This is a genomic window from Hafnia sp. HMSC23F03 (assembly GCF_001816025.1).
GTDB classification, from domain to species: domain Bacteria; phylum Pseudomonadota; class Gammaproteobacteria; order Enterobacterales; family Enterobacteriaceae; genus Hafnia; species Hafnia paralvei.
In genome coordinates, this window is the sequence record NZ_KV824246.1 from 37,272 (window position 1) to 58,102 (window position 20,831).

Sequence of the window (20,831 nt, forward strand, 5' to 3'; positions counted from 1 at the left end):
AGCGACTGGCCCCCCGACTCGGACGCCTGCACAGTGTACATGTCGGTTTCGGTGTATTAGGCGTACGAAACCTCACACAATTCCCATGTAGATTTCAGCGCATTAGGCATACGAAACCCTTCACAGTTCTATCAAAATACCCGCACAGCGAATCGTTCTAGCATAGAAATGTCACCCATACCTACCCGTAATATAATCCTCAGTCCTCTTCTGTCTTGGCGAGGTAAATAAGGTATCGGTATCGGCATATTCCACCACTTCTCCCTGATGGATAAATGCGGTGTAATCGGATACTCGTGCGGCCTGCTGCATGTTGTGCGTCACCAGCACCACGCTGTAATTTTGTTTTAACCCAACGATCAGTTCTTCAATCGTTAAGGTTGAGATGGGATCTAACGCCGACGTTGGCTCATCCAACAGCAATACTTCCGGTTCAATGGCGATAGCGCGGGCAATAACCAGTCGTTGTTGCTGACCGCTGGAAAGCTTAAAGGCGTTATCACTCAAACGACCTTTCACCTCATGCCATAATGCGGCCTGCCGCAACGCTCGTTCAACGGTCTCATCTAAGACGCGGCGATCGCGCACACCGTTTAACCGCAGACCATAAACCACGTTTTCATAGATAGATTTCGGAAACGGATTTGGCCGCTGAAACACCATGCCTACACGACGACGCAGCGCAGCCACATCAACATCATTGCCGCTCACGCGGCTACCGTTGACGCTTACCTCACCTTCCACGCGGCACTGTTCCACTAAATCGTTCATACGATTAAAGCAGCGCAGCAACGTTGATTTTCCGCAGCCAGAGGGCCCAATCAATGCGGTTACCCTATTTTTAGGGACGCGTAAATTCACGTCAAACAGCACCTGTTTGGCACCATAAAACAGATTCAGGTCTTGAGCGGCCAATGCCGTTTGCTCTGGTGGCAATGCTTGGACATCCAATAGGGGCAATGTTTCCGGTGCGGTTAAACCCACGGGATTGACTCCTCACAATAAATACCTATCCCTGCGGAATTCGAGGAATAGATAGGCAACAAACCGTTATAGCGACAGCGCACGATACTTCTCACGTAAATAATGACGAATCGACATCGCGGCTAAATTCAGCCCTACCACCAGCGTCACTAACAAAAATGCCGTAGCAAACACCAGCGGACGAGCTGCCTCAACGTTCGGACTTTGCAGTGCGCCGTCATAAACTTGGAATCCTAGATGCATAAATTTCCGATCTAGGTGCAAATAAGGGAACACGCTATCAATTGGCAATTCAGGCGCTGATTTCACCACCCCAACCAGCATCAGAGGGGCGGTTTCACCGGCAGCTCGCGCAATGGCGAGGATCAGCCCTGTTAGCATCGCAGGCACCGCCAAAGGTAAAACAACACGGCGCAGCGTTTCTGCCTTAGTGGCTCCCAATGCCAAAGATCCTTGTCGTAACGAAGCGGGAATTCGCGCCAAACCTTCCTCGGTAGAAACAATCACCACCGGCAGCGTTAACAGCGCCAGCGTGAGTGACGCCCATAACAGCCCCGGCGTGCCAAACGTTGGATTCGGCAGCGATTCACTAAAGAGCAGTTGATCTATCGAGCCTCCCAGTACGTATACAAAGAAACCTAAACCAAAAATACCGTACACAATGGAGGGCACCCCCGCCAAATTCACGACCGCAATACGAATCAAGCGGGTAAACCAATTCTTACGCGCATATTCATGCAGATATACGGCGGCAATCACGCCCAAAGGCATCACAATCACGGACATGAGTATCACCATGAGCATGGTGCCGAAAATTGCGGGGAAAACTCCGCCTTCGGTATTGGATTCTCGCGGGCTATCCACCAGAAATTTTTTAATCTGCTTCGCCCAGTGGCGAACTTTGTCGCCCGTACTCATCGCATTCGGCTGCCAAGCGTCGTGAATTTCATAAATCGGAATTTCTCTCTGCACGCCGTTCATATCACGTAATAGAACGCTATCGCTTTTTTGCTCTCTACCCAGCGCATCTATACGAGCAATCAACTGTTGGTGTTTACGCTCCAACTCCTGACGCTCGGCTTTTACCTGTGCTTGTAAACGCGCATCCCATTTCCCCTTCATTTCGGCCTGCCGCTGTGTCAAACGTAGGCTCTCAAACTGGGCGCTGATGGCAGAAAGCTGATGCTGACGCAAATGTGCTATTTTCTGGCTGAGCTCTTTAGTTCTGGCAATTCGCCTCTCAAGATCGCGGACTATTTCGCGGCCAACCAAAGGTTGCCCATTCTCCAGCAGCCCAACCAAATAACCATAAGCATTACCGTTATGTTCGCGCTCCAGAACCAGTAGCTCTTTAGGCTTACGTGTATGGTTGATATCCTCAGCCATCACGACTAAAAAATCCTGATTTTGCCACTCACGGTTACCAATTTTAATGAGAAAGCGTGAAAGCTGGGCGGGTGCGTTCGGCGCTAATTTCACACCGGCATCCAACAGTTGCTGACGCGGAACCTGAGTGATGCCGTAACGCTCACCGATAATATGCTGCCCGCTTTTCAGCTCAAACTCATAGACGGAATGCGGCCAGAAATAACGCATTCCCTGCCCCGCGAGCAAAACGATCAACCCGATCAGCGCCAAGAGGCTGATAGTCACGGCGCCAGCGCTGAGCCAAATCCACGGGCGTCCGCTGCGCATCCAAGGCGTTTTTGTCGCGTTTTGAACCGGCCCCTGAGTACTCATAGCCCTTCCCGCTCAGCGCTGTAGCGCAGGCGTAGCTTCAAACGCACGGCTTCAGCCAACGTGTTGACAATAAAGGTAAACAGGAACAAGACCAGCGCGGTTAAGAACAGCACGCGGTAATGCGCGCTTCCCACTACCGCCTCTGGCATTTCAATCGCAATATTGGCCGCCAATGCTCGCAGACCTTGGAACGGCGTATTATCCAACAGCGGTGTGTTACCCGTCGCCATCAGCACAATCATGGTTTCCCCTACCGCCCGTCCCAGACCAATCATCAAGGCGGAAAATATCCCAGCACTGGCGCTAGGCAACAGCACTCTCATCAAGGTTTGCCACTGGGTCGCCCCCAGCGCCAAAGAGCCCTGAGCCAAACTGGCTGGCACGCTAAACAGCGCATCTTCTGCCAGAGAGAAAATAACCGGCACTAATGCAAATCCGAGTGCAATCGCGACTACCAGCGTATTACGCTGATCGTAACCGTCGCCCAAACGCTCATGCAGCGGCATACCCCATAATAAAATTTCTACATGAGGAGCCAACATGAACCACAGCACCAGCAGTATCGTCAGCAACGGCAATAACACACAGACGTCAAACCGATAACCTGTCCGCTGAGCAAGTGCAGGGAAAAGGCGCGTCCAAAGCGCGGCTCCGCCGACAATCACCAAAGGGATTAGCACCGGAAGCGCCAGCAAAGCTAAAAGATGGTTCTCAATGATGGGAGCCAGCCAAATCGCGGCGACTAAACCAATCACCACCGTAGGAAACGCACCTATCATCTCAATCGCGGGTTTGACTACGCTTCTCTGACGCGCAGACATAAAACAGGCGGTATAAATTGCCCCAGCCACCGCCAGCGGCGTTGCAAATAAAAGCGCATAAAAAGCGGCCTTCAGCGTGCCAAACACGACAGGCCATAGGCTGTACTTGGCCTGATAATTATCGCTGCCTGACGTGGTTTGCCACACATAGTCTGGCTGGGGATAGTTCTCAAACCAAGTCGGTTTGAGCAACGTTTTCCAGCTGATTTCAGGGTAATCGTTGTTCAGTGGATACCAAAACGCGCCCTTCATCGTCTCTACCAGCAGCCCTTTTCCCTGCGGATCGAACCATGCGGTTTTGACTCCTGATTCGATCGACGTCTGCAATACCGCGTTTTCACGTAGAGAAGAGTAGAGTTCCAGTTTTCCACTCGGTGCCAACGCCGCAAATACTCGCCGGTACGGTTCATTAATCAGCATGCTATCGGCTAAGGCTGGCTGATAATGTCTAATTTCAGTCAATTCGCGTTGGCCGTTACGTTGTACATCAAACCATTGGCTAATTTGGCCTTTCGCATTTTGTAGCAACAGAGAGCTGGCTCCCGGCAGCAATGCCATGCGGACGATATTTTTTTGCGCGGGTTTTTGTGGGTCGAAAATAATATTCTGACCTTTACCTACCCCCGCCTGACTTAGCGGGAAAACGCTAAGTTGATTCGGACTGAGCACAAACAGGCGACTCCCCTCTGGAGACAGTAACACCTGACTCACGGGGGCGTTCACTTCAATCTGATTCACCTGCCACCCCGTCGATGCAGGCTGACCTAGCAGTACCCGACCATCCTGCGTCAACGCCGCTATCATTGGCTGATGTTGTTGCATCCCTACGCTAAGCTGGCGCAGCGGCTGGTGCTTATCATCAAACTGTTCCGGCGTTGAACCCCGTAGATAGACCCAGTCTGGGGCGAAGTGGCTGGTATCTCCGGTTTTACCCACCGGGTGGAACTGCGGGCTCACTAAGAGCACTTTACCATCCACGGTGGCTAGTGCGATGGTGGGAAAATCGCCGTTCATACTGGCGGCAGCACTCGGGGCAGTCGCGGTAAACGGCTGTTCCTGCAAAGGTTGCAGCGGCTTATCGGCTGGCTGAAGCGCAAGAAACATCCCTTTTCCATTCTCATCAATGCGCCATACCATTTGGTGGGTCGCATCAACGCCGACGGCTAGCGCGTTGCCATTTTTCGGCCAAGCCAGCGCTTGAGGTTGACCAATACTGGCGGGTTTAAACAACGGCCAGACAGCAACCAGCAAATAGACAAAAATTAACATCAGCATAGCTAGCACCACCATCCCGCCCGCGCTAACGACGTAGCGAGTCAGGCGATCTCGCCAGGCTCGACGCTTATCACGTATTAATAACGCAGGTGTAGTGTGATCCATGCAAATTCCATTAACAGGGCGAATAAAAGCGACACAGCATAATATGGCATCATTGTTAACGCTACATTACTGTTTGGTCATTGGACTTTAGCGTCAACTTCTCGCCATAATAAAGGCAGACACTGGGTACTCCCACTTTTATCGTCGCTGTCTAGTATTGGAGTCGCAATGGGTCAGGAAAAGCTCTATATCGATAAAGAACTGAGTTGGTTGTCATTTAACGAACGCGTTCTACAAGAAGCCGCAGACAAGAGCAATCCGCTCATCGAGCGCATGCGTTTTCTGGGAATTTACTCCAGCAATCTGGATGAATTCTACAAGGTTCGGTTTGCCGATCTGAAGCGCCGTATTCTTATCAGCGAAGAGCAAGGTTCGACCGGCGCCTCACGCCACTTACTCAAAAAAATTCAGGCCAAAGTTCTCAAAACCGATCAGGAGTTCGATTCGTTATACAACGAGCTGCTGCTAGAAATGGCGCGTAATCAGATTTTCTTGATTAACGAGCGCCAGCTCTCAGAGAACCAGCAGGTATGGCTGCGCCAATATTTCAAGAATCACCTACGCCAGCACATCACCCCGATTCTGATAAACAATGAAACCGATTTGGTCTCGTTCCTCAAAGATGACTACACCTATCTAGCCGTCGAAATTATTCGTGGTCATCACACCAGCTATGCGCTGCTGGAGATCCCTTCCGACAAGGTTGAGCGCTTCATTATACTTCCGCCGGAAACCCCGCGCCGCCGCAAGCCTATGATTCTGGTCGATAATATCCTGCGCTACTGTCTGGATGATATTTTCAAAGGCTTCTTCGATTATGACGCGCTGAATGCCTATTCCATGAAAATGACTCGTGACGCGGAATATGACTTGGTAACGGAGATGGAATCCAGCTTAATGGAGCTGATGTCATCAAGCCTAAAACAACGTCTCACCGCAGAGCCAGTACGCTTTGTTTATCAGCGTGATATGCCGGATGAACTGGTTGAACTGCTACGTCAGAAATTAGGGATATCCTCCTACGACTCGGTGATCGCCGGTGGTCGATACCACAATTTCAAAGACTTCATTAAATTCCCGAATGTCGGCAACGCCCATTTGGTGAATAAGCCGTTGCCACGTTTGCGCCATATCTGGTTCGATAAATTCCGCAACGGATTCGACGCCATCCGCGATCACGATGTGCTGCTTTACTATCCGTATCACACCTTTGAGCACGTACTTGAACTGCTGCGTCAGGCCTCGTTTGACCCCAGCGTGCTAGCCATAAAAATCAATATCTATCGCGTCGCCAAAGATTCTCGCATTATCGAATCGATGATCCACGCCGCACACAACGGGAAAAAAGTGACCGTCGTGGTGGAGCTGCAGGCACGCTTCGATGAAGAAGCTAACATCCACTGGGCGAAGCGTTTAACCGAAGCCGGCGTACACGTCATATTCTCCGCGCCAGGGTTGAAGATCCACGCCAAGCTGTTCCTGATCTCACGTAAAGAAGGCGATCACATCGTTCGTTACGCTCATATCGGTACCGGTAACTTCAACGAAAAAACCGCGCGTCTGTACACCGACTATTCCCTGCTCACCGCCGATGCGCGTATTACCAACGAAGTGCGTCGGGTGTTCAATTTTATTGAGAATCCGTATCGTCCGGTCAGTTTCGAGCATTTGATGGTATCGCCACAAAACTCGCGTCGTATGCTTTACCAGCTTATCGATCAGGAAATTACCAGTGCACAGGCGGGGCTAAGCGCTGGGATCACGCTGAAAATCAACAATCTGGTTGATAGAGGCTTGGTCGATCGCTTATACACCGCCTCTTCGGCTGGGGTAAAAATTCGCCTTTTGGTACGTGGCATGTGCTCGCTGGTGCCAAATATTCCGGGCGTTAGTGAAAACATTCAGGTTATCAGCATCGTCGATCGATTCTTGGAGCACGCGCGCGTCTACGTGTTTGAAAATCATGGCGATCCGCTGGTATATCTCTCATCTGCCGACTGGATGACGCGCAATATCGACTATCGTATTGAAGTTGCCGTATCCCTGCTCGATCCAACGCTGCGCCAGCGCGTATTGGATCTGTTGGAACTGCAGTTCAGCGATACCGTCAAAGCACGTTTTCTTGATAAAGATCTCAGTAACCGCTATGTTCCGCGCGGAAATCGCCGCAAGGTACGCTCTCAGTTGGCTATTTATGATTACCTCAAAGCTCTTGAACAGCCCGATAACCAATAACAATTACAGACTTATAGGCCGCTTATGCCGCTAACTCATTCTAATAATAAACCGCAGGAAATTGCTGCTATCGACTTAGGCTCTAACAGTTTCCATATGGTTATTGCCCGTATCGTTAACGGCGCGCTTCAGGTTCTGGGACGCCTGAAGCAACGGGTACATCTCGCCGATGGCCTAGACAGCAACAACATGCTGAGCGAAGAAGCCATGGAACGTGGCATCGCTTGTTTGGCATTGTTTGCTGAGCGTTTACAAGGTTTTCCTGCAGAAAACGTCTGTATCGTTGGCACCCATTCATTGCGTCAAGCCGCCAATGCGGAAGAGTTTCTCAAACGGGCAGCAAAAGTGATTCCCTACCCGATTGAGATTATTTCCGGTCACGAAGAAGCGCGTCTGATTTTCATGGGTGTGGCACACACCCAGCCAGAAAAAGGACGCAAGCTGGTAATTGATATCGGCGGCGGCTCCACGGAAATGGTTATCGGGGAAGATTTCGATCCGCTGTTGGTAGAAAGCCGCCGGATGGGCTGCGTCAGCTTCGCTCGCCAGTTCTTCCCGAACGGTACTATCAGCAAAGATAACTTCCAACGTGCGCGCCTAGCTGCGGCGCAAAAGCTGGAAAATATGGCGTGGCAGTATCGCATTCAAGGCTGGCAGGCTGCTCTCGGCGCGTCTGGTTCGATCAAGGCGGCCCATGAAGTGCTGATTGCTTTGGGCGAAAAAGATGGGCTGATCACGCCAGAACGTCTGGAATTGCTGCGTAGCGAAGTCCTCAAGTACAAACGTTTTAGTGAGCTAACGCTCCCGGGACTATCAGAAGATCGCCAAGCCGTCTTTGTGCCGGGGCTCTCCATTCTCTGCGGTGTGTTTGATGCGCTGGCGATTAAACAGCTACGTCTATCGGACGGCGCATTGCGCGAAGGGGTTCTGTATGAGATGGAGGGCCGTTTCCGCCATCAGGACATCCGCAGCCGCACCGCTCGTAGTTTGGCGGAACATTACAATATAGACCGCGAGCAGGCTCAGCGTGTGCTCAGTACGGTGCAACAGCTGTATGCACAGTGGATGGCGCAGAATAACAAACTGGTGCATCCACAGTTGGAAGCACTACTGAACTGGGCGGCGATGCTACATGAAGTTGGCTTAAGCATTAACCACAGCGGCATGCACCGCCATTCGGCCTATATCCTGCAAAACACCAACCTACCGGGGTTTAATCAGGAACAGCAGTTACTTCTGGCAACGTTAGTACGCTTCCACCGCAAAGGCGTGAAGCTCGATGAACTGCCACGTTTAACGCTGTTTAAAAAGAAACAGTACATTCCGCTGATTCAAATTTTGCGGCTGGCGACGCTGCTAAACAACCAGCGCCAGTCCACTACGACACCGGAATCACTAGAGCTAGAAACGGATGGTTTTCACTGGATCCTGCGTTTCCCTAAAGGCTATTTGCAACAAAATAACCTTGTACAGCTGGACGTGGAAAAAGAGCAGTCATACTGGAAAGATGTAGAAGGCTGGCATCTATTGGTAGAAGAGCAACTGTGAAGTAAAATATTGGATTAGCCATCCCCGATTATTAATCAGGGAAACATCAAACATAGCCATACTTATTTAGCTGGTGGATAATACCACCAGCTTTATTTCAGATTGTGGACACTTTAATTTCCTGCATAAACATTAATTAATCAAATAGCCATTGATAACAGCGCCACCGCCTTGCTAATCTACGTTCAACAACATGGGTAATCCAGTTCTTGAGGTGAGGCGTGAAAAGACCGCTATGTGTCTGGTGTGTTTTATTCATATTAATGCTTTTTATTTTATTTTTCATACCATTAAGTATACATGCTTTGTTTTCATCAATAGCTTTAATCAATAAATACCCATCATTGAATATTGCTATGTATCTCATCGTGGAGTTTATTATCAGAGTGGTTATCGCCATTGTTATGATATGGGCGGTAGTTTCTGTATTTAAAAGAAAAAAACTTGGAAGGCCATTAGCATCGCTATCACTCATTATTATATTTTCCATGAAGATTTATGCTCACAACTCTGCCACCGGTTCTTCAAACCTACTATTTACACTGGATAACGATGCACAAAGAGCTGGCGCATATTTGGCTGACTTAATTGAAGTACTGTTATTCGCCACTCTATTATTTAGATTTAACTTCTCTCATGCTTCTAAAAAATACTTCACTAAGGAAAGTTCAATTAAAATAACAGAGACTTAACTTCAAAAAAAATAACATTCATCCTTTTATTTTACCGGAACAGACTTATAACATTGTTGTTTCATGGAGTATCACCGATGGAACGTAAAAAGAATCAAACCACTAAAATTATCATATTTGTTACGTTGGGTATGCTGGCATTTTTCAGTGCTATTGGTCCAACCCTGTACGCCATGATGCACGGTATAAAGGATGAGGCTCGTGCAGAGATAGATCTGTTGCAAAGTGGACACTTTACAGAAGCCTATCAGGCCGGTTCATCCTCCATGAAAAAAATCATTACGCCTGAAGAGTTTCAGAGATATTTATCACCGATGAACTTTACCGATATTGAAGATTACACCTTTATTCGTATAGCCGTGCAGGATAACCGAGGTGAGCTTTCAGGAAGCGTGACGTTTAAAAATGACCTTGAAGGTGATATTACTGTTCAAATGATAAAAGAAAATAATCAGTGGAAACTGCTATCTGTCGAACTAGTCAAATTTTTGTAAAACGGAATCAGCGACACTGAATTATTATCTCCTTCATACCCATAGCAACAACGGTATTAACGATGATCATGACTCGCCCCATCGACAGGGCGAGTATGGAGCAAGTCCTGAAACTCGTGACGAACATCAATACAACGCCAATCAATATTAGGTGTCTTTACTTCAACCCCAACTCCGCTCTCACTCGTGCGATATCAGCCGCCGACAGCGGCATATAGCCATCCTGTAACACCAGCTTTTGCCCTTGCTCTGAAAGCACGCTATCCATAAATTCCGCAGTTAATGGCGACAGAGGCCGTCCCGGTGCTTTATTCACATAAATGTAGAGATGGCGCACCAGCGGGTAACGACCTTGCACAATATTTTCAGCCGTCGGTTCTACCGCAGGGCTGCCAAATTTGCTTACCGCTAGCGCTCGCACACCGCTGGCGCGAAAACCGATACTGGCATAGCCAATGCTATTGAGTGAGCCCGCTACGGCCTGTACCACTGATGCCGAGCCAGGCAGTTCGTTCACCCTTGGGCTGAAATCACCGTCGCACAGCACCTGCTGTTTGAAATAGCCATAGGTGCCAGATGCGGAATTACGACCATAGAGCGAAATGGCGCGCGATTGCCACTCCCCTCCCAGCCCCAACTTTTTCCAGTGGGTGATTGGGGAAGCTTCACCACAGCGCAACGTGGTGGAATAGAGACTATCAAGCTGATTAAAGCTAATCTCGCGCAGTGGATTATCCTGATGCACTAACACCACCAGCGCATCCAACGCCACCGGCACTGCCAGCGGCGGATAACCATAGCGTTGTTCAAAGGCTGAAATTTCTGCCGCTTTCATTGGCCGACTCATCGGGCCTAACTGTGCTGCGCCCGCGGCTAACGCCGTTGGCGCACTGGAAGAGCCTGCCGCCTGTAGCTGCACGTTCACGTTGGGATTATCTTGCGAAAAATTAGCCGACCACAGTGACATCAGGTTCACCATGGTATCGGAACCCGCGCTGGAAAGATTACCTGACAACGTGGATGGGTTTGCGGTAGCCAGCGACGGGTAAATAATAAAGCTACAAACGACGCCGACAAGCGCCGCTCTCCAACCCTTTAATTGACATCCCTGCATCAAATTTCCTTACTCGGAAGCCCTTTCTGGCCCTTGTTTTTCGCCGTTGGTTTTTCACCGTTCAACGGCACAATTAAATGGGGTGGAAGAGTAAAAACGAAACGCGTTCCCAAGCCAATTTCACTCATGATATTCAGCGTGGCTTCGTGATGATTCAACGCGTGTTTCACAATGGCCAAACCTAGGCCGCTGCCACCGGTTTGCCGCGAACGCGCTTTATCTACACGATAAAAACGCTCGGTTAAATGCCCTAAATGCTCTGGCGCGATACCCGGTCCGTTATCGCTCACCTCAAACTGCGCGCCCTGCGCTGTTTGCTGCCAGCAGACCTCAATTTTCGTGCCGTCAGGCGTATGGTTCACGGCGTTATACACCAGATTCGACACCGCGCTACGCAACTGATCGTCATTACCAAACACCTTCAGTTTGTCATTAATGCGGAAAGTGATTTCATGGCGACCGTTGCTCAACGAGAGAGCTTCTCGCTCTAACATATGCAGCATTACCGGTACATCGACAATTTCATTGAGTGCAATCGGCGGTGCGGCTTCGATTTTAGACAACGTCAGCAGCTGTTTTACGAGACTATCCATGCGCTTGGTTTGCTCCTGCATGGTAACCAGCGCTTTTTGTCGCACCGGCGCCGCCATATCCTCATCGTTCATCATTTCCAGATAGCCCTGCAACACCGTTAGCGGTGTACGTAGTTCGTGGCTAACGTTAGCAAAGAAGTTACGGCGAGTGCCTTCTAGTTGACGTGTTTGCGTGACATCACGCGCCACCATCAGAAGCTGGCCTTCGGCATAAGGCATCACGCGAAATTCGACAAAACGGCCATTATTCAGATGCAGTGTAAGCGGACGAGTAAAATCCTGAGATTGCAGATACTGAGTAAATTCGGGGTAACGCAGAAGGTTGAGAATATGCTGGCCGTTGTCTTCCGGCCAACGGAAGCCCAATAGATGTTGAGCCAGTCCGTTACACCAAAAAATATTCCCTTCTTCGGTTGTCATGATGACCGCATCGGGGAGAGATTCCGCCCCGCTACGGAAACGTTTAATCAGTAACGCTAACTCACGCCGTCTGCGACGGTTCCGTTGCTGCATCTGATAGAGGCCGTAGAACAACGGTTCCCAACTGCCTCGCCCTGCGGGGGGGGTCATACTACGGTCAACCCATAACCAATGGGAAAGGCGCAGCTGGTTATAGCAATGCCATCCCAAGAGCGCTAAAACGGCGGTCAGTAGAAACCACGGCAGATAGCCGATCAGTAGCCCGAGGATCAATGCCGGAATACAGCAAAACACCAGCTCCAGCAATAATCTTTTCCAAGATAGGCGTTCAAGCACGGTGTTGGCTCTTTATTCTTAACGGAATAGACATAAGGGCTTCCCCAGAATCGTCAAAGCCGCACTCATGCGGCCTTATTCTTAAACGTGCACATCGTGAGCATAGGATTCAAAAACGTGCCGAGAAACGATAACCCGTACCGCGTACGGTCTGCACCATTTTATCATGCCCGCTCAGCTCAAGCGCTTTGCGCAGGCGGCGAATATGTACGTCAACGGTGCGATCTTCTACATAAACGTTAGTGCCCCACACATGATTTAGCAACTGCTCACGGCTATAGACACGCTCAGGATGCGTCATGAAAAAATGCAGCAGCTTAAATTCGGTAGGACCCATATCCAGCGGGGCTTCGTTAGCCATAACGCGATGCGAGGTCGGGTCAAGACTCAATCCCTGCACTTCAATGACCTCTTCCACCGCCATCGGGGAAATTCGCCGCATTACGGCCTTAATTCTTGCTACCAGCTCTTTCGGAGAAAAAGGTTTGGTAATGTAATCATCCGCCCCCACTTCTAAGCCACGCACCCGATCTTCTTCCTCTCCGCGTGCGGTCAACATCATCACGGGGATTTCACGCGTTAGCGCCTCGCGCTTCATATGCTTGATGAACTGGATCCCTGAGCCGCCGGGCAACATCCAATCCAATAAGACTAAATCAGGATAAGGCTCAGACAAAGAGTTCACCGCGCTGTCATAATCCTCTGCTTCTACCGGTTGGTAGCCGTTTTGCTCGAGAACAAAACACACCATTTCACGAATTGGCGCTTCATCTTCTACTACCAATATGCGTCTGGCCATTGTTAATCCTGCTTAAGTTTGGTTGCGGGCGCCATTATGCGTCAGATTTATGACAGATTTATGAAAAATAACAGTATACCCAATATCACTGTCATAAATGTTTTTGTAAACAGGAAGCCGAACTTATGTCAGCGGCTTCACGTCCTCCCGAGTTTGCGTATAATCCCTCTATTCTCCGTAGCCCCTAGGCTACGTTCAGCAAGGACGGCAGGAGTACCATGCGTCTTATCCATACTTCAGACTGGCACCTCGGTCAGCATTTCTATACCAAAAGCCGCAGCGCAGAACATCAGGCTTTCCTTAGCTGGTTGATTAAACAGGCCAGCGAGCATCAGGTTGATGCCATTATTGTGGCTGGTGATGTGTTTGATACTGGATCGCCGCCCAGCTATGCACGCGAGCTGTACAACCGCTTTGTGGTAGAGCTACAGACGACTGGCTGTCAGTTAGTGGTATTGGGGGGAAATCATGACTCGGTAGCCACGCTGAACGAATCGCGGGATTTGCTGGCTTGCCTAAATACGCAGGTTATCGCCAGCAGCGCGGGGGATTTACAGCATCAGGTTCTGCCCTTAAAGCAACGCGACGGTTCTGTCGGCGCCATCCTGTGCGCCGTACCCTATTTACGTCCGCGAGATATTCAAACCAGTCTGGCGGGTCAGTCGGCGGCTGAAAAACAGAATGCGCTGCAGCAAGCTATCGCTGAACATTACCAGTCGCTATACGATCTCGCCGTCGCACAGCGTGATGCATTGGGCGGAAACCTCCCGATCGTCGCCACCGGGCATCTCACCACTATCAGCGCAAGCACCTCTGATTCAGTGCGTGATATTTACATTGGCTCGCTGGATGCGTTTCCAGCTTCGGCATTTCCGCCCGCAGATTACATTGCGCTTGGGCATATACACCGGCCACAGCGTGTGACTAGCAGCGAACACATTCGCTACAGCGGCTCTCCGATTCCGCTGAGCTTTGACGAACTGGGCAGCGAAAAAAGCATCTGTCTGGTCGATTTCGCCGGTTCGACCTTAGAAAAAGTCACGCTGCTCCCGGTGCCGCAGTTTCAACCCATGCAGCTTATCAAAGGCAGTATTGAGCAAATCGAACAGCAGCTCGCCGCGTTTAAAGATTGCGATAGCGAAAAACCTATCTGGCTGGATATCGAAATCAGCAGCAGCGCCTATTTAAACGATCTACAACGCCGCATCCAACAACAGACAGAATCTCTGCCAGTTGAGGTTATTTTGCTACGCCGCAGTAAAGAGCAACGCCTCAGCGCACTCACCCGCCAAGATAAAGAAACGCTCAGTGAACTCAGCGTCAGCGATGTGTTTGAGCGCCGCTTGGCGCAAGAAGAAACCGAGGATGAAAACGTGCTCGCCCAGCAGGCGCGAATTCGAATCCATTTCCATCAAGTGCTGGATGAGCTGGTGCTAGAGCAAAATCAAGACGATACCGCAGAGGGGCATAACGTATGAAAATCCTCAGCCTACGCCTAAAAAATATCAACTCGCTCAAAGGTGAATGGAAGATCGACTTCACGCGCGAGGATTTTGCTAACAACGGTCTTTTTGCCATTACCGGCCCAACCGGGGCGGGGAAAACCACGCTGCTTGATGCGCTATGTTTAGCGCTTTATCACCAAACGCCGCGTTTGAAAGTTTCGCCTACGCAAAATGAGCTTATGACCCGGGGTACCGCAGAGTCCTTGGCCGAGGTTGAATTCGAAGTCAAAGGCACCGGATACCGTGCATTCTGGAGCCAGCGCCGCGCCAACAACAAACCAGAAGGCAATCTACAAGCGCCGAAGGTAGAGCTAGCATTTATCGCCGACGGAGAAATTATCACTGACAAAATTCAAACCAAGCTGCACAAGATTGCCGAAATCACCGGCTTGGATTTTGGCCGTTTTACCAAATCGATGATGCTGTCGCAGGGGCAGTTTGCCGCGTTCCTCAATGCCGATCCCGCCGAGCGCGCAGAGCTATTGGAAGAGCTGACCGGAACCGAAATTTATGGGCAGCTTTCCGAACAAATTTTCCAGCGTTTCAAACAGGCCAAAATCGATCTCGATGCGCTACACGAACGTGCCGCGGGCGTAGAACTACTGAGCGAAGAGGCTCTTGCCCAGCTCGCCGAACGCTTGGCACAGCTACAAAACGAAGAGCAACGCCAAGAGACAGCGCGTAAAACGCTGACGTCTGAACTTCAATGGTTGCAAAAACACCAAGAGCTGACGCAGAACCGCGAGCTATGCAATCAACGTACGGCGCATGCGCAGCAACAATGGTTGGATGCACAGCCTGAGCTTTTGCGCTTAGAGCGCAGCGAACCTGCAGAGAAGCTGCGTCCACTGTTACAAAGCCTACGGCAGACCCGCAGCGACTTATCACTTCTGCTCAAAAGCCAGCAACAGCGCCAAGAACAGCAACAGCGACTAGCCTCGCAGTTGGAACCGCTCCAAACCGCCTCGGCCCATGCGTTAACAGCGAAGCAGCAACAGCAGCAGATCCGTACAACAACGGAAACGCTGATTAACCAGCACGTTGTCCCGCTTGATGCTCGTTTGGCACAAACCCGCGACGCACTCACACAACAGCGGCAAAAGCTGACGCAAATCGATGCAGAAAAACAGCAGCATAATACCGCGCTCGGTCAGTTGCGTGAGCAACTGCAAAAACAGCAACGAGAGCTCAGCCAGCTACAACAAATTCTGATGAAAACCGCTCCGCATGCAGAATGGAATAACCATCTTGGCCGTTGGAAAAGCCAGTTCGAGCAATCTGCCGAATTACAGCAGACGCTGAGCGATCTGCAAAAACGTATCGCCAACGCCGAAAAAGTGCTTACCGCCGACGCTGAAAAGCTCACGCTTCAGCAACAGGCCGGAGCATCGCTCAACCAACGTTTAATTGAACAGCAAAAACGTTGCGCCGAAGCCGAAGAGCACTATCAACAAGCCCAGCAAAGCCAAAACCTACAGCAGTTGGAGGCGATGCGTGAAAAACTGCATAGTGGACAGCCTTCACGCCAGATACTCCTGCAAACCAGCCCGCTGTTTGAAAAAGCGGCTCAGCGGCGGCAACAGCTCCAACAGCAAACCGCTCAGCGAAGCCAAGAGCTGCAAACGCTTGAACAGCTGTTAGCGGCCAAGCGATTAGCCTATAAGGAAAAACGTCAGCATCTCATCGACTTGGAAAAACAGATCGATCTACAGCGACGCGTGATCGGCCTTGAGCAAGAGCGAGCACGCCTGATAGCTGGCGATCCCTGCCCACTCTGCGGATCGTTGGAGCATCCGGCAGTTGAAAACTATCAAGCGCCGATCCTTTCTGACAGCGAGCAGCGACGTGACGCCCTACGCCAAGAGGTAGATACCCTTAGCCGCGAGGGCAGTGAACTTGGCGAACGACAAAAACTGTTGCTTCACACTCAAAGTCAGCAACAGCAAGAAACTCAAACCGTCGACCAAGAAATTACCCAGTACCAACGCCGCTGGGAACAGGCCACTGCTACGCTTGAGCTCAAACTAGCGATTGAAGATCGCACCGCGTTAGAAAACTATCTGGCGGATATCGTTCAACAAGAAGACAGCATTCAGAAAAGCATTCGCCAACGAGAAACGCTGAATAAAACGTGGCAGCAGGCTAAAGATGAGCTGAATAAAATTCAGCAAGAGGCGAGTCACACTATCCAGCAAATCAACCTGCTGGAACAAAGCATTCAAACCCAACGTCGACAGTTGGCAGAGTGGCGCGAGGAATACCACAAACAAACGTCACACCAGCAACAGCGCCAAGAGCGTTTAGCGACAGAGTTGCTGGAGCTGCATTTAGTTGCGCCACTCGCGGGTGAAGAAAACGAATGGCTGGCTGCCCGTGGACAAGAGTTCTCCCTCTGGCAACAGCGTCAGCTTCACAGCCAAAAGCTGACGTTAGAAAACACACGTCTCAGCGCAGATGAACAAAACCTGAGCCAAACATTAGCAACGCTGGAAAAACAGTGGCTAACCCAGCAACAGCTTTGTGCAGAACAAGAAAAGCTGCTCGCCCAGATGCAAGCCGAACGCCAAACGCTGCTTGACGGTCGCAGCGTAGATGACGTACGCCGCTCATTGACTCAGGCTGAGCAGCTGGCTGAAAACCAATTACAGCAGGCGCAGAACGCCGAAAGCGCGGTTCGCCAGCAGTTAGATACGCTGAGCGGCGAGCTTAGCAGCGCCCAACAACAGCTATCACAGTTGGAACAACGGTTAAGCCAACAGCAAACTGATTTCGAACAGGCTCTGTCTGCCAGCCAATTCAGCGATGAAGAGAATCTGCTCGCTGCGCTGTTAGATGAGAGTGAGCATCAACGCCTAACGACGCTACGCGAACACAGCAAAAATCAGCTTTCGCAGGCGCAGGCTTTTTTACAACAGGCTGACGCCGCGCTAGCTGAATGGGTCACTCAGCGCCCTGCGACGTTAGCGGACGACAGCACGCTAGAACACCTAAACCAACAATTAACGGCGCTTGCTGAGCAACTGCGTGAAAATAGCGTTCAGCAAGGACAAATTCAGCAGCAAATCCGCAGCGACGCCGAACGAAAACAGGGGCAGCAAAGCCTATTTGCTCGTATTGAGCAAAGCCGTCAGGAATACGAAGACTGGAGCTATCTCAATCAGCTCATCGGTTCTAGCAGCGGAGATAAATTCCGCAAATTCGCACAGGGACTGACGCTGGATCATCTGGTCTATTTAGCCAATCAACAACTATCTCGTTTACATGGACGCTATTTACTGCAACGTAAAACCAGCGACGCATTAGAACTGGAAGTGGTTGATACCTGGCAAGCTGATGCAGTACGCGATACCCGAACCCTCTCCGGCGGTGAAAGCTTCTTAGTGAGCTTAGCGCTCGCGCTCGCGCTGTCGGATCTAGTGAGTCATAAAACCAGCATTGATTCTCTATTCCTCGATGAAGGCTTTGGCACATTGGATGCAGAAACCCTCGACACCGCGCTCGACGCACTCGACACGCTCAATGCCTCCGGCAAAATGATCGGCGTAATCAGCCATGTCGAAGCCATGAAAGAACGAATACCGGTGCAGATAAAAGTGAAAAAGGTGAATGGATTAGGGATAAGCCGGTTAGAAACGCAGTATGCGGTAGGAGAGTAAAGGTTTCACCGAAGGCTGAAGAGAGCCTACAAGCGGATGGGGTTAGGTTTCGCCTGTCGTTTATGGAAATGCCATGTAATGTTTCGTTCGCCAGTCAGCAACTGCTTTTTCATGAGATTGCTGACATAGGCGAACGATGAGGCGCGACAGCATACTGTTCATGAAATTTCAGTGCCTTAGATATGCGCCCCCAAATCCCCTACCACTGCACGCCAATCCCATACTGATAAACCCAATACATCGTGCCAAGCGTTACCGCTAAATTCAAAATCACCGTAATGATGAAGTAAGTTTTATACGGTTGTTTCTGTGTCTTATGGCGAAAAATCTGCTGGCCAAGGATCGCACCGACCCAGCCGCCAATCAGGCCGAAAAAGAGTAGCGTCATTTCTGGAATACGTCGCCATGACTTCACGGCGGCGAGTTTATCTATGCCATAAATAATCAGCGTTAACGCATTAAGCAACAAGCACCACATCACAAACGGATGCATTGAGAACAGGCTGCCAACCGCAGCCAAAACAAGAAGAAGGTAACAAAAACGATTGATATTCATGCAATAAGCCGATTGGAATGAAATAAAAAAAGCCTGCGTATAGTGAGCTACCTCATCCCATCATGCAACTTTAGCTCTACAACCACACGCCCATCCTCGCGATGCGAGTCAGCTCACACTTCAATGTTAGTGGTTCAAATGTCCAGTAAATGCAGGTTTTGTCCAATAACCTATGCCCTTTCTTAGCCGCCATACTCCTTTCATCGTTTCGCTCTCCCGAAACGGCACTCTCCCCCCAATACCTAACGCAGAGGTGTTTATGTCGAAAAAATTTATCGCATTGTGTGCATGTCCAATGGGATTAGCTCATACCTTCATGGCGGCGCAAGCGCTGGAAGATGCGGCCAAGGCCGCAGGCTATGACCAGATAAAAATCGAGACTCAGGGTGCTGATGGCATCGAGAACCGTTTAACCGCACAAGATATCGCAGAAGCAGACATCATCATTCATTCGGTCGCCATCACACCGGAAGATAATGAACGCTTTGAAAACCGTGATGTGTATGAAATCACGCTGCAAGATGCGATTAAAAACGCAGACGGAATTATCAAAGAAATCGAAGAAATGATTCAGGCTGGCTAATCAATATTCGCTTCTGACTTTCAATCACATCATTAGGGATAACTATCAATGGCGATTAAAAAAAGGAGTGCAGTGAATCCCTCAGCAAATGGCGGTGCTTCACTGACAGCGAATCCGGCATCAACTCCAACGGCAAAACCAAGTATCTGGGGCGATTTACCTCAGCACGTGATGTCTGGTATTTCACGTATGGTACCAACGCTGATTATGGGGGGCGTCATTCTAGCCTTCTCCCAGCTCATTGCCTACGCGTGGCTCGATGTCCCCCCAGACATGGGGATTCTGGACGCCATCAACACCGGCAAGTATGTTGGATTTAATTTATCCTTGATGAAGTTCGCTTATCTGTCGCAGTCCTTTGGCGGCATTCTATTTAGTTTTGCGATCCCGATGTTTTCGGCGTTTGTTGCCAATTCTATCGGCGGAAAGCTGGCCTTCCCCGCAGGCTTCATCGGTGGGCTAATCGCAACTCAGCCAACGCCTGAACTCACCTGGGATCTCAGCAAACTGCAATGGGTTACCCATTCACCGGTTCCTTCGACCTTTATCGGTGCGCTGATTATTGCTATCGCCGCAGGGTACTTAGTGAAATGGATGAATGCAAAAATCCAATTGCCACAATATCTGCTGGCATTTAAAACCACATTTTTACTGCCTATTCTGTCTGCCATTTTTGTCATGCTGACAATGTATTACATCATTACGCCGTTTGGCGGCTGGGTAAACGCATGCATTCGCGTGTTGTTACAAGCCGCTGGCGATAAAGGCGTCCTGATGTATGCGGCGGGGATCTCAGCAACAACCGCAATCGACCTCGGTGGCCCAATTAATAAAGCCGCGGGGTTTATCGCCTTTAGTTTCACGACCGATCACGTGCTACCGGTTACCGCACGCGCTATTGCTATCGTTATCCCACCTATTGGCTTAGGGCTAGCAACATTAATTGACCGCCGTTTAACTGGCCGTCGTTTATTTAGCAGCCAGCTCTATCCACAGGGAAAAACTGCGATATTCCTCGCATTCATGGGGATCAGCGAAGGGGCAATTCCCTTCTTGCTCGAAAGTCCATTAGCCTCAATTCCGGCATACATGACAGGCGCAATCGTTGGTTCTACTGCCGCCGTGGCGTTAGGTGCAGTGCAGTGGTTCCCAGAGTCAGCCATTTGGGCATGGCCGTTAGTCAGTAACTTAGGCGCTTATATGTTTGGTATCGCCCTAGGTGCGGTATTGACCGCGCTGATTACCATCTTCATCCGCAATATTCTGTATAAAAAAGGCAAGTTGCATATCGAGGCCATGTCCTGATTCAGGACTCATCACGTCACCGCTACCACTCGCGTACCCTAACGAACGGTAGCGGATGACACTCCAAATT

15 protein-coding genes are annotated in these 20,831 nt (G+C 50.2%); 8 read left to right on the forward strand and 7 right to left on the reverse strand.

Annotated elements, in window-relative coordinates; translation table 11 throughout:
- Nucleotides 1-171: 171 nt before the first annotated feature.
- From pstB to HMPREF3091_RS21245, 3 genes are all read right to left on the reverse strand, one after another.
- The gene (gene pstB, locus HMPREF3091_RS21235; RefSeq protein WP_070718871.1) at nucleotides 172-984 is read right to left on the reverse strand and encodes a phosphate ABC transporter ATP-binding protein PstB; all 813 of its coding nucleotides are present in this window, start codon (nucleotides 982-984) and stop codon (nucleotides 172-174) included.
- 66 nt (nucleotides 985-1,050) lie between these two features.
- Entirely contained in the window at nucleotides 1,051-2,724 is a 1,674-nt protein-coding gene (gene pstA / locus HMPREF3091_RS21240; protein WP_070718874.1) for a phosphate ABC transporter permease PstA, read from the reverse strand.
- Nucleotides 2,721-4,925, reverse strand: coding sequence for an ABC transporter permease subunit (locus HMPREF3091_RS21245; RefSeq protein ID WP_070718877.1), 2,205 nt, complete (start codon nucleotides 4,923-4,925; stop codon nucleotides 2,721-2,723). The genes pstA and HMPREF3091_RS21245 overlap by 4 nt, the downstream gene beginning before the upstream one ends.
- A 168-nt stretch (nucleotides 4,926-5,093) precedes the next feature.
- Here HMPREF3091_RS21245 and ppk1 point away from each other — a divergent pair, with 168 nt between their 5' ends.
- From ppk1 to HMPREF3091_RS21265, 4 genes are all read left to right on the forward strand, one after another.
- Nucleotides 5,094-7,160 carry a polyphosphate kinase 1 gene (gene ppk1 / locus HMPREF3091_RS21250; RefSeq protein ID WP_004091971.1) on the forward strand — a complete coding sequence of 689 codons (2,067 nt, stop codon included), beginning with the start codon at nucleotides 5,094-5,096 and terminating at the stop codon, nucleotides 7,158-7,160.
- Between the two features lie 24 nt (nucleotides 7,161-7,184).
- Nucleotides 7,185-8,708, forward strand: coding sequence for an exopolyphosphatase (gene ppx, locus HMPREF3091_RS21255; RefSeq protein WP_004091961.1), 1,524 nt, complete (start codon nucleotides 7,185-7,187; stop codon nucleotides 8,706-8,708).
- Nucleotides 8,709-8,929: 221 nt separating this feature from the next.
- Entirely contained in the window at nucleotides 8,930-9,400 is a 471-nt protein-coding gene (locus tag HMPREF3091_RS21260) for a hypothetical protein (RefSeq protein ID WP_246840040.1), read from the forward strand.
- 77 nt (nucleotides 9,401-9,477) lie between these two features.
- The gene (locus HMPREF3091_RS21265; RefSeq protein WP_070718880.1) at nucleotides 9,478-9,894 is read left to right on the forward strand and encodes a hypothetical protein; all 417 of its coding nucleotides are present in this window, start codon (nucleotides 9,478-9,480) and stop codon (nucleotides 9,892-9,894) included.
- Between the two features lie 157 nt (nucleotides 9,895-10,051).
- Here HMPREF3091_RS21265 and HMPREF3091_RS21270 read toward each other — a convergent pair whose 3' ends face one another.
- The 3 genes from HMPREF3091_RS21270 to phoB all read right to left on the reverse strand — a co-directional run bounded on the left by HMPREF3091_RS21270 (nucleotide 10,052) and on the right by phoB (nucleotide 13,156).
- A complete protein-coding gene (locus HMPREF3091_RS21270; RefSeq protein ID WP_070718882.1) occupies nucleotides 10,052-11,008 on the reverse strand; it encodes a PstS family phosphate ABC transporter substrate-binding protein in 957 nt (318 codons plus the stop codon).
- On the reverse strand, nucleotides 11,008-12,357 hold the full coding sequence (phoR, locus tag HMPREF3091_RS21275) for a phosphate regulon sensor histidine kinase PhoR (RefSeq protein WP_035503075.1): 1,350 nt from the start codon (nucleotides 12,355-12,357) through the stop codon (nucleotides 11,008-11,010). The genes HMPREF3091_RS21270 and phoR overlap by 1 nt, the downstream gene beginning before the upstream one ends.
- Before the next feature lie 109 nt (nucleotides 12,358-12,466).
- The gene (gene phoB, locus HMPREF3091_RS21280; RefSeq protein WP_004091956.1) at nucleotides 12,467-13,156 is read right to left on the reverse strand and encodes a phosphate response regulator transcription factor PhoB; all 690 of its coding nucleotides are present in this window, start codon (nucleotides 13,154-13,156) and stop codon (nucleotides 12,467-12,469) included.
- Nucleotides 13,157-13,374: 218 nt separating this feature from the next.
- On the opposite strand from phoB, the gene sbcD reads away from it, so the two are divergent.
- Together sbcD and HMPREF3091_RS21290 are read left to right on the forward strand one after the other, a co-directional pair.
- A complete protein-coding gene (sbcD, locus tag HMPREF3091_RS21285; RefSeq protein WP_070718885.1) occupies nucleotides 13,375-14,634 on the forward strand; it encodes an exonuclease subunit SbcD in 1,260 nt (419 codons plus the stop codon).
- Nucleotides 14,631-18,317, forward strand: a complete 3,687-nt coding sequence (locus HMPREF3091_RS21290; RefSeq protein ID WP_070718887.1) for an AAA family ATPase — start codon at nucleotides 14,631-14,633, stop codon at nucleotides 18,315-18,317. The genes sbcD and HMPREF3091_RS21290 overlap by 4 nt, the downstream gene beginning before the upstream one ends.
- A 199-nt stretch (nucleotides 18,318-18,516) precedes the next feature.
- Here HMPREF3091_RS21290 and HMPREF3091_RS21295 read toward each other — a convergent pair whose 3' ends face one another.
- The gene (locus HMPREF3091_RS21295; protein WP_070718890.1) at nucleotides 18,517-18,873 is read right to left on the reverse strand and encodes a DUF1294 domain-containing protein; all 357 of its coding nucleotides are present in this window, start codon (nucleotides 18,871-18,873) and stop codon (nucleotides 18,517-18,519) included.
- 259 nt (nucleotides 18,874-19,132) lie between these two features.
- Here HMPREF3091_RS21295 and HMPREF3091_RS21300 point away from each other — a divergent pair, with 259 nt between their 5' ends.
- Together HMPREF3091_RS21300 and HMPREF3091_RS21305 are read left to right on the forward strand one after the other, a co-directional pair.
- Entirely contained in the window at nucleotides 19,133-19,456 is a 324-nt protein-coding gene (locus HMPREF3091_RS21300; protein WP_008814167.1) for a PTS fructose transporter subunit IIB, read from the forward strand.
- Nucleotides 19,457-19,504: 48 nt separating this feature from the next.
- On the forward strand, nucleotides 19,505-20,761 hold the full coding sequence (locus HMPREF3091_RS21305) for a PTS fructose transporter subunit IIC (protein WP_004091947.1): 1,257 nt from the start codon (nucleotides 19,505-19,507) through the stop codon (nucleotides 20,759-20,761).
- Nucleotides 20,762-20,831: the final 70 nt, after the last annotated feature.

Bases quoted from the DNA above. Each gene is read 5' to 3' on its own strand.
- phoB (WP_004091956.1), bottom strand. From the start codon at position 13,156: ATGGCCAGACGCATATTGGTAGTAGAAGATGAAGCGCCAATTCGTGAA.
- HMPREF3091_RS21305 (WP_004091947.1), top strand. From the start codon at position 19,505: ATGGCGATTAAAAAAAGGAGTGCAGTGAATCCCTCAGCAAATGGCGGT.
- HMPREF3091_RS21300 (WP_008814167.1), top strand. From the start codon at position 19,133: ATGTCGAAAAAATTTATCGCATTGTGTGCATGTCCAATGGGATTAGCT.
- HMPREF3091_RS21295 (WP_070718890.1), bottom strand. From the start codon at position 18,873: ATGAATATCAATCGTTTTTGTTACCTTCTTCTTGTTTTGGCTGCGGTT.
- HMPREF3091_RS21270 (WP_070718882.1), bottom strand. From the start codon at position 11,008: ATGCAGGGATGTCAATTAAAGGGTTGGAGAGCGGCGCTTGTCGGCGTC.
- ppk1 (WP_004091971.1), top strand. From the start codon at position 5,094: ATGGGTCAGGAAAAGCTCTATATCGATAAAGAACTGAGTTGGTTGTCA.
- HMPREF3091_RS21245 (WP_070718877.1), bottom strand. From the start codon at position 4,925: ATGGATCACACTACACCTGCGTTATTAATACGTGATAAGCGTCGAGCC.
- HMPREF3091_RS21265 (WP_070718880.1), top strand. From the start codon at position 9,478: ATGGAACGTAAAAAGAATCAAACCACTAAAATTATCATATTTGTTACG.
- ppx (WP_004091961.1), top strand. From the start codon at position 7,185: ATGCCGCTAACTCATTCTAATAATAAACCGCAGGAAATTGCTGCTATC.
- pstA (WP_070718874.1), bottom strand. From the start codon at position 2,724: ATGAGTACTCAGGGGCCGGTTCAAAACGCGACAAAAACGCCTTGGATG.
- sbcD (WP_070718885.1), top strand. From the start codon at position 13,375: ATGCGTCTTATCCATACTTCAGACTGGCACCTCGGTCAGCATTTCTAT.
- HMPREF3091_RS21290 (WP_070718887.1), top strand. From the start codon at position 14,631: ATGAAAATCCTCAGCCTACGCCTAAAAAATATCAACTCGCTCAAAGGT.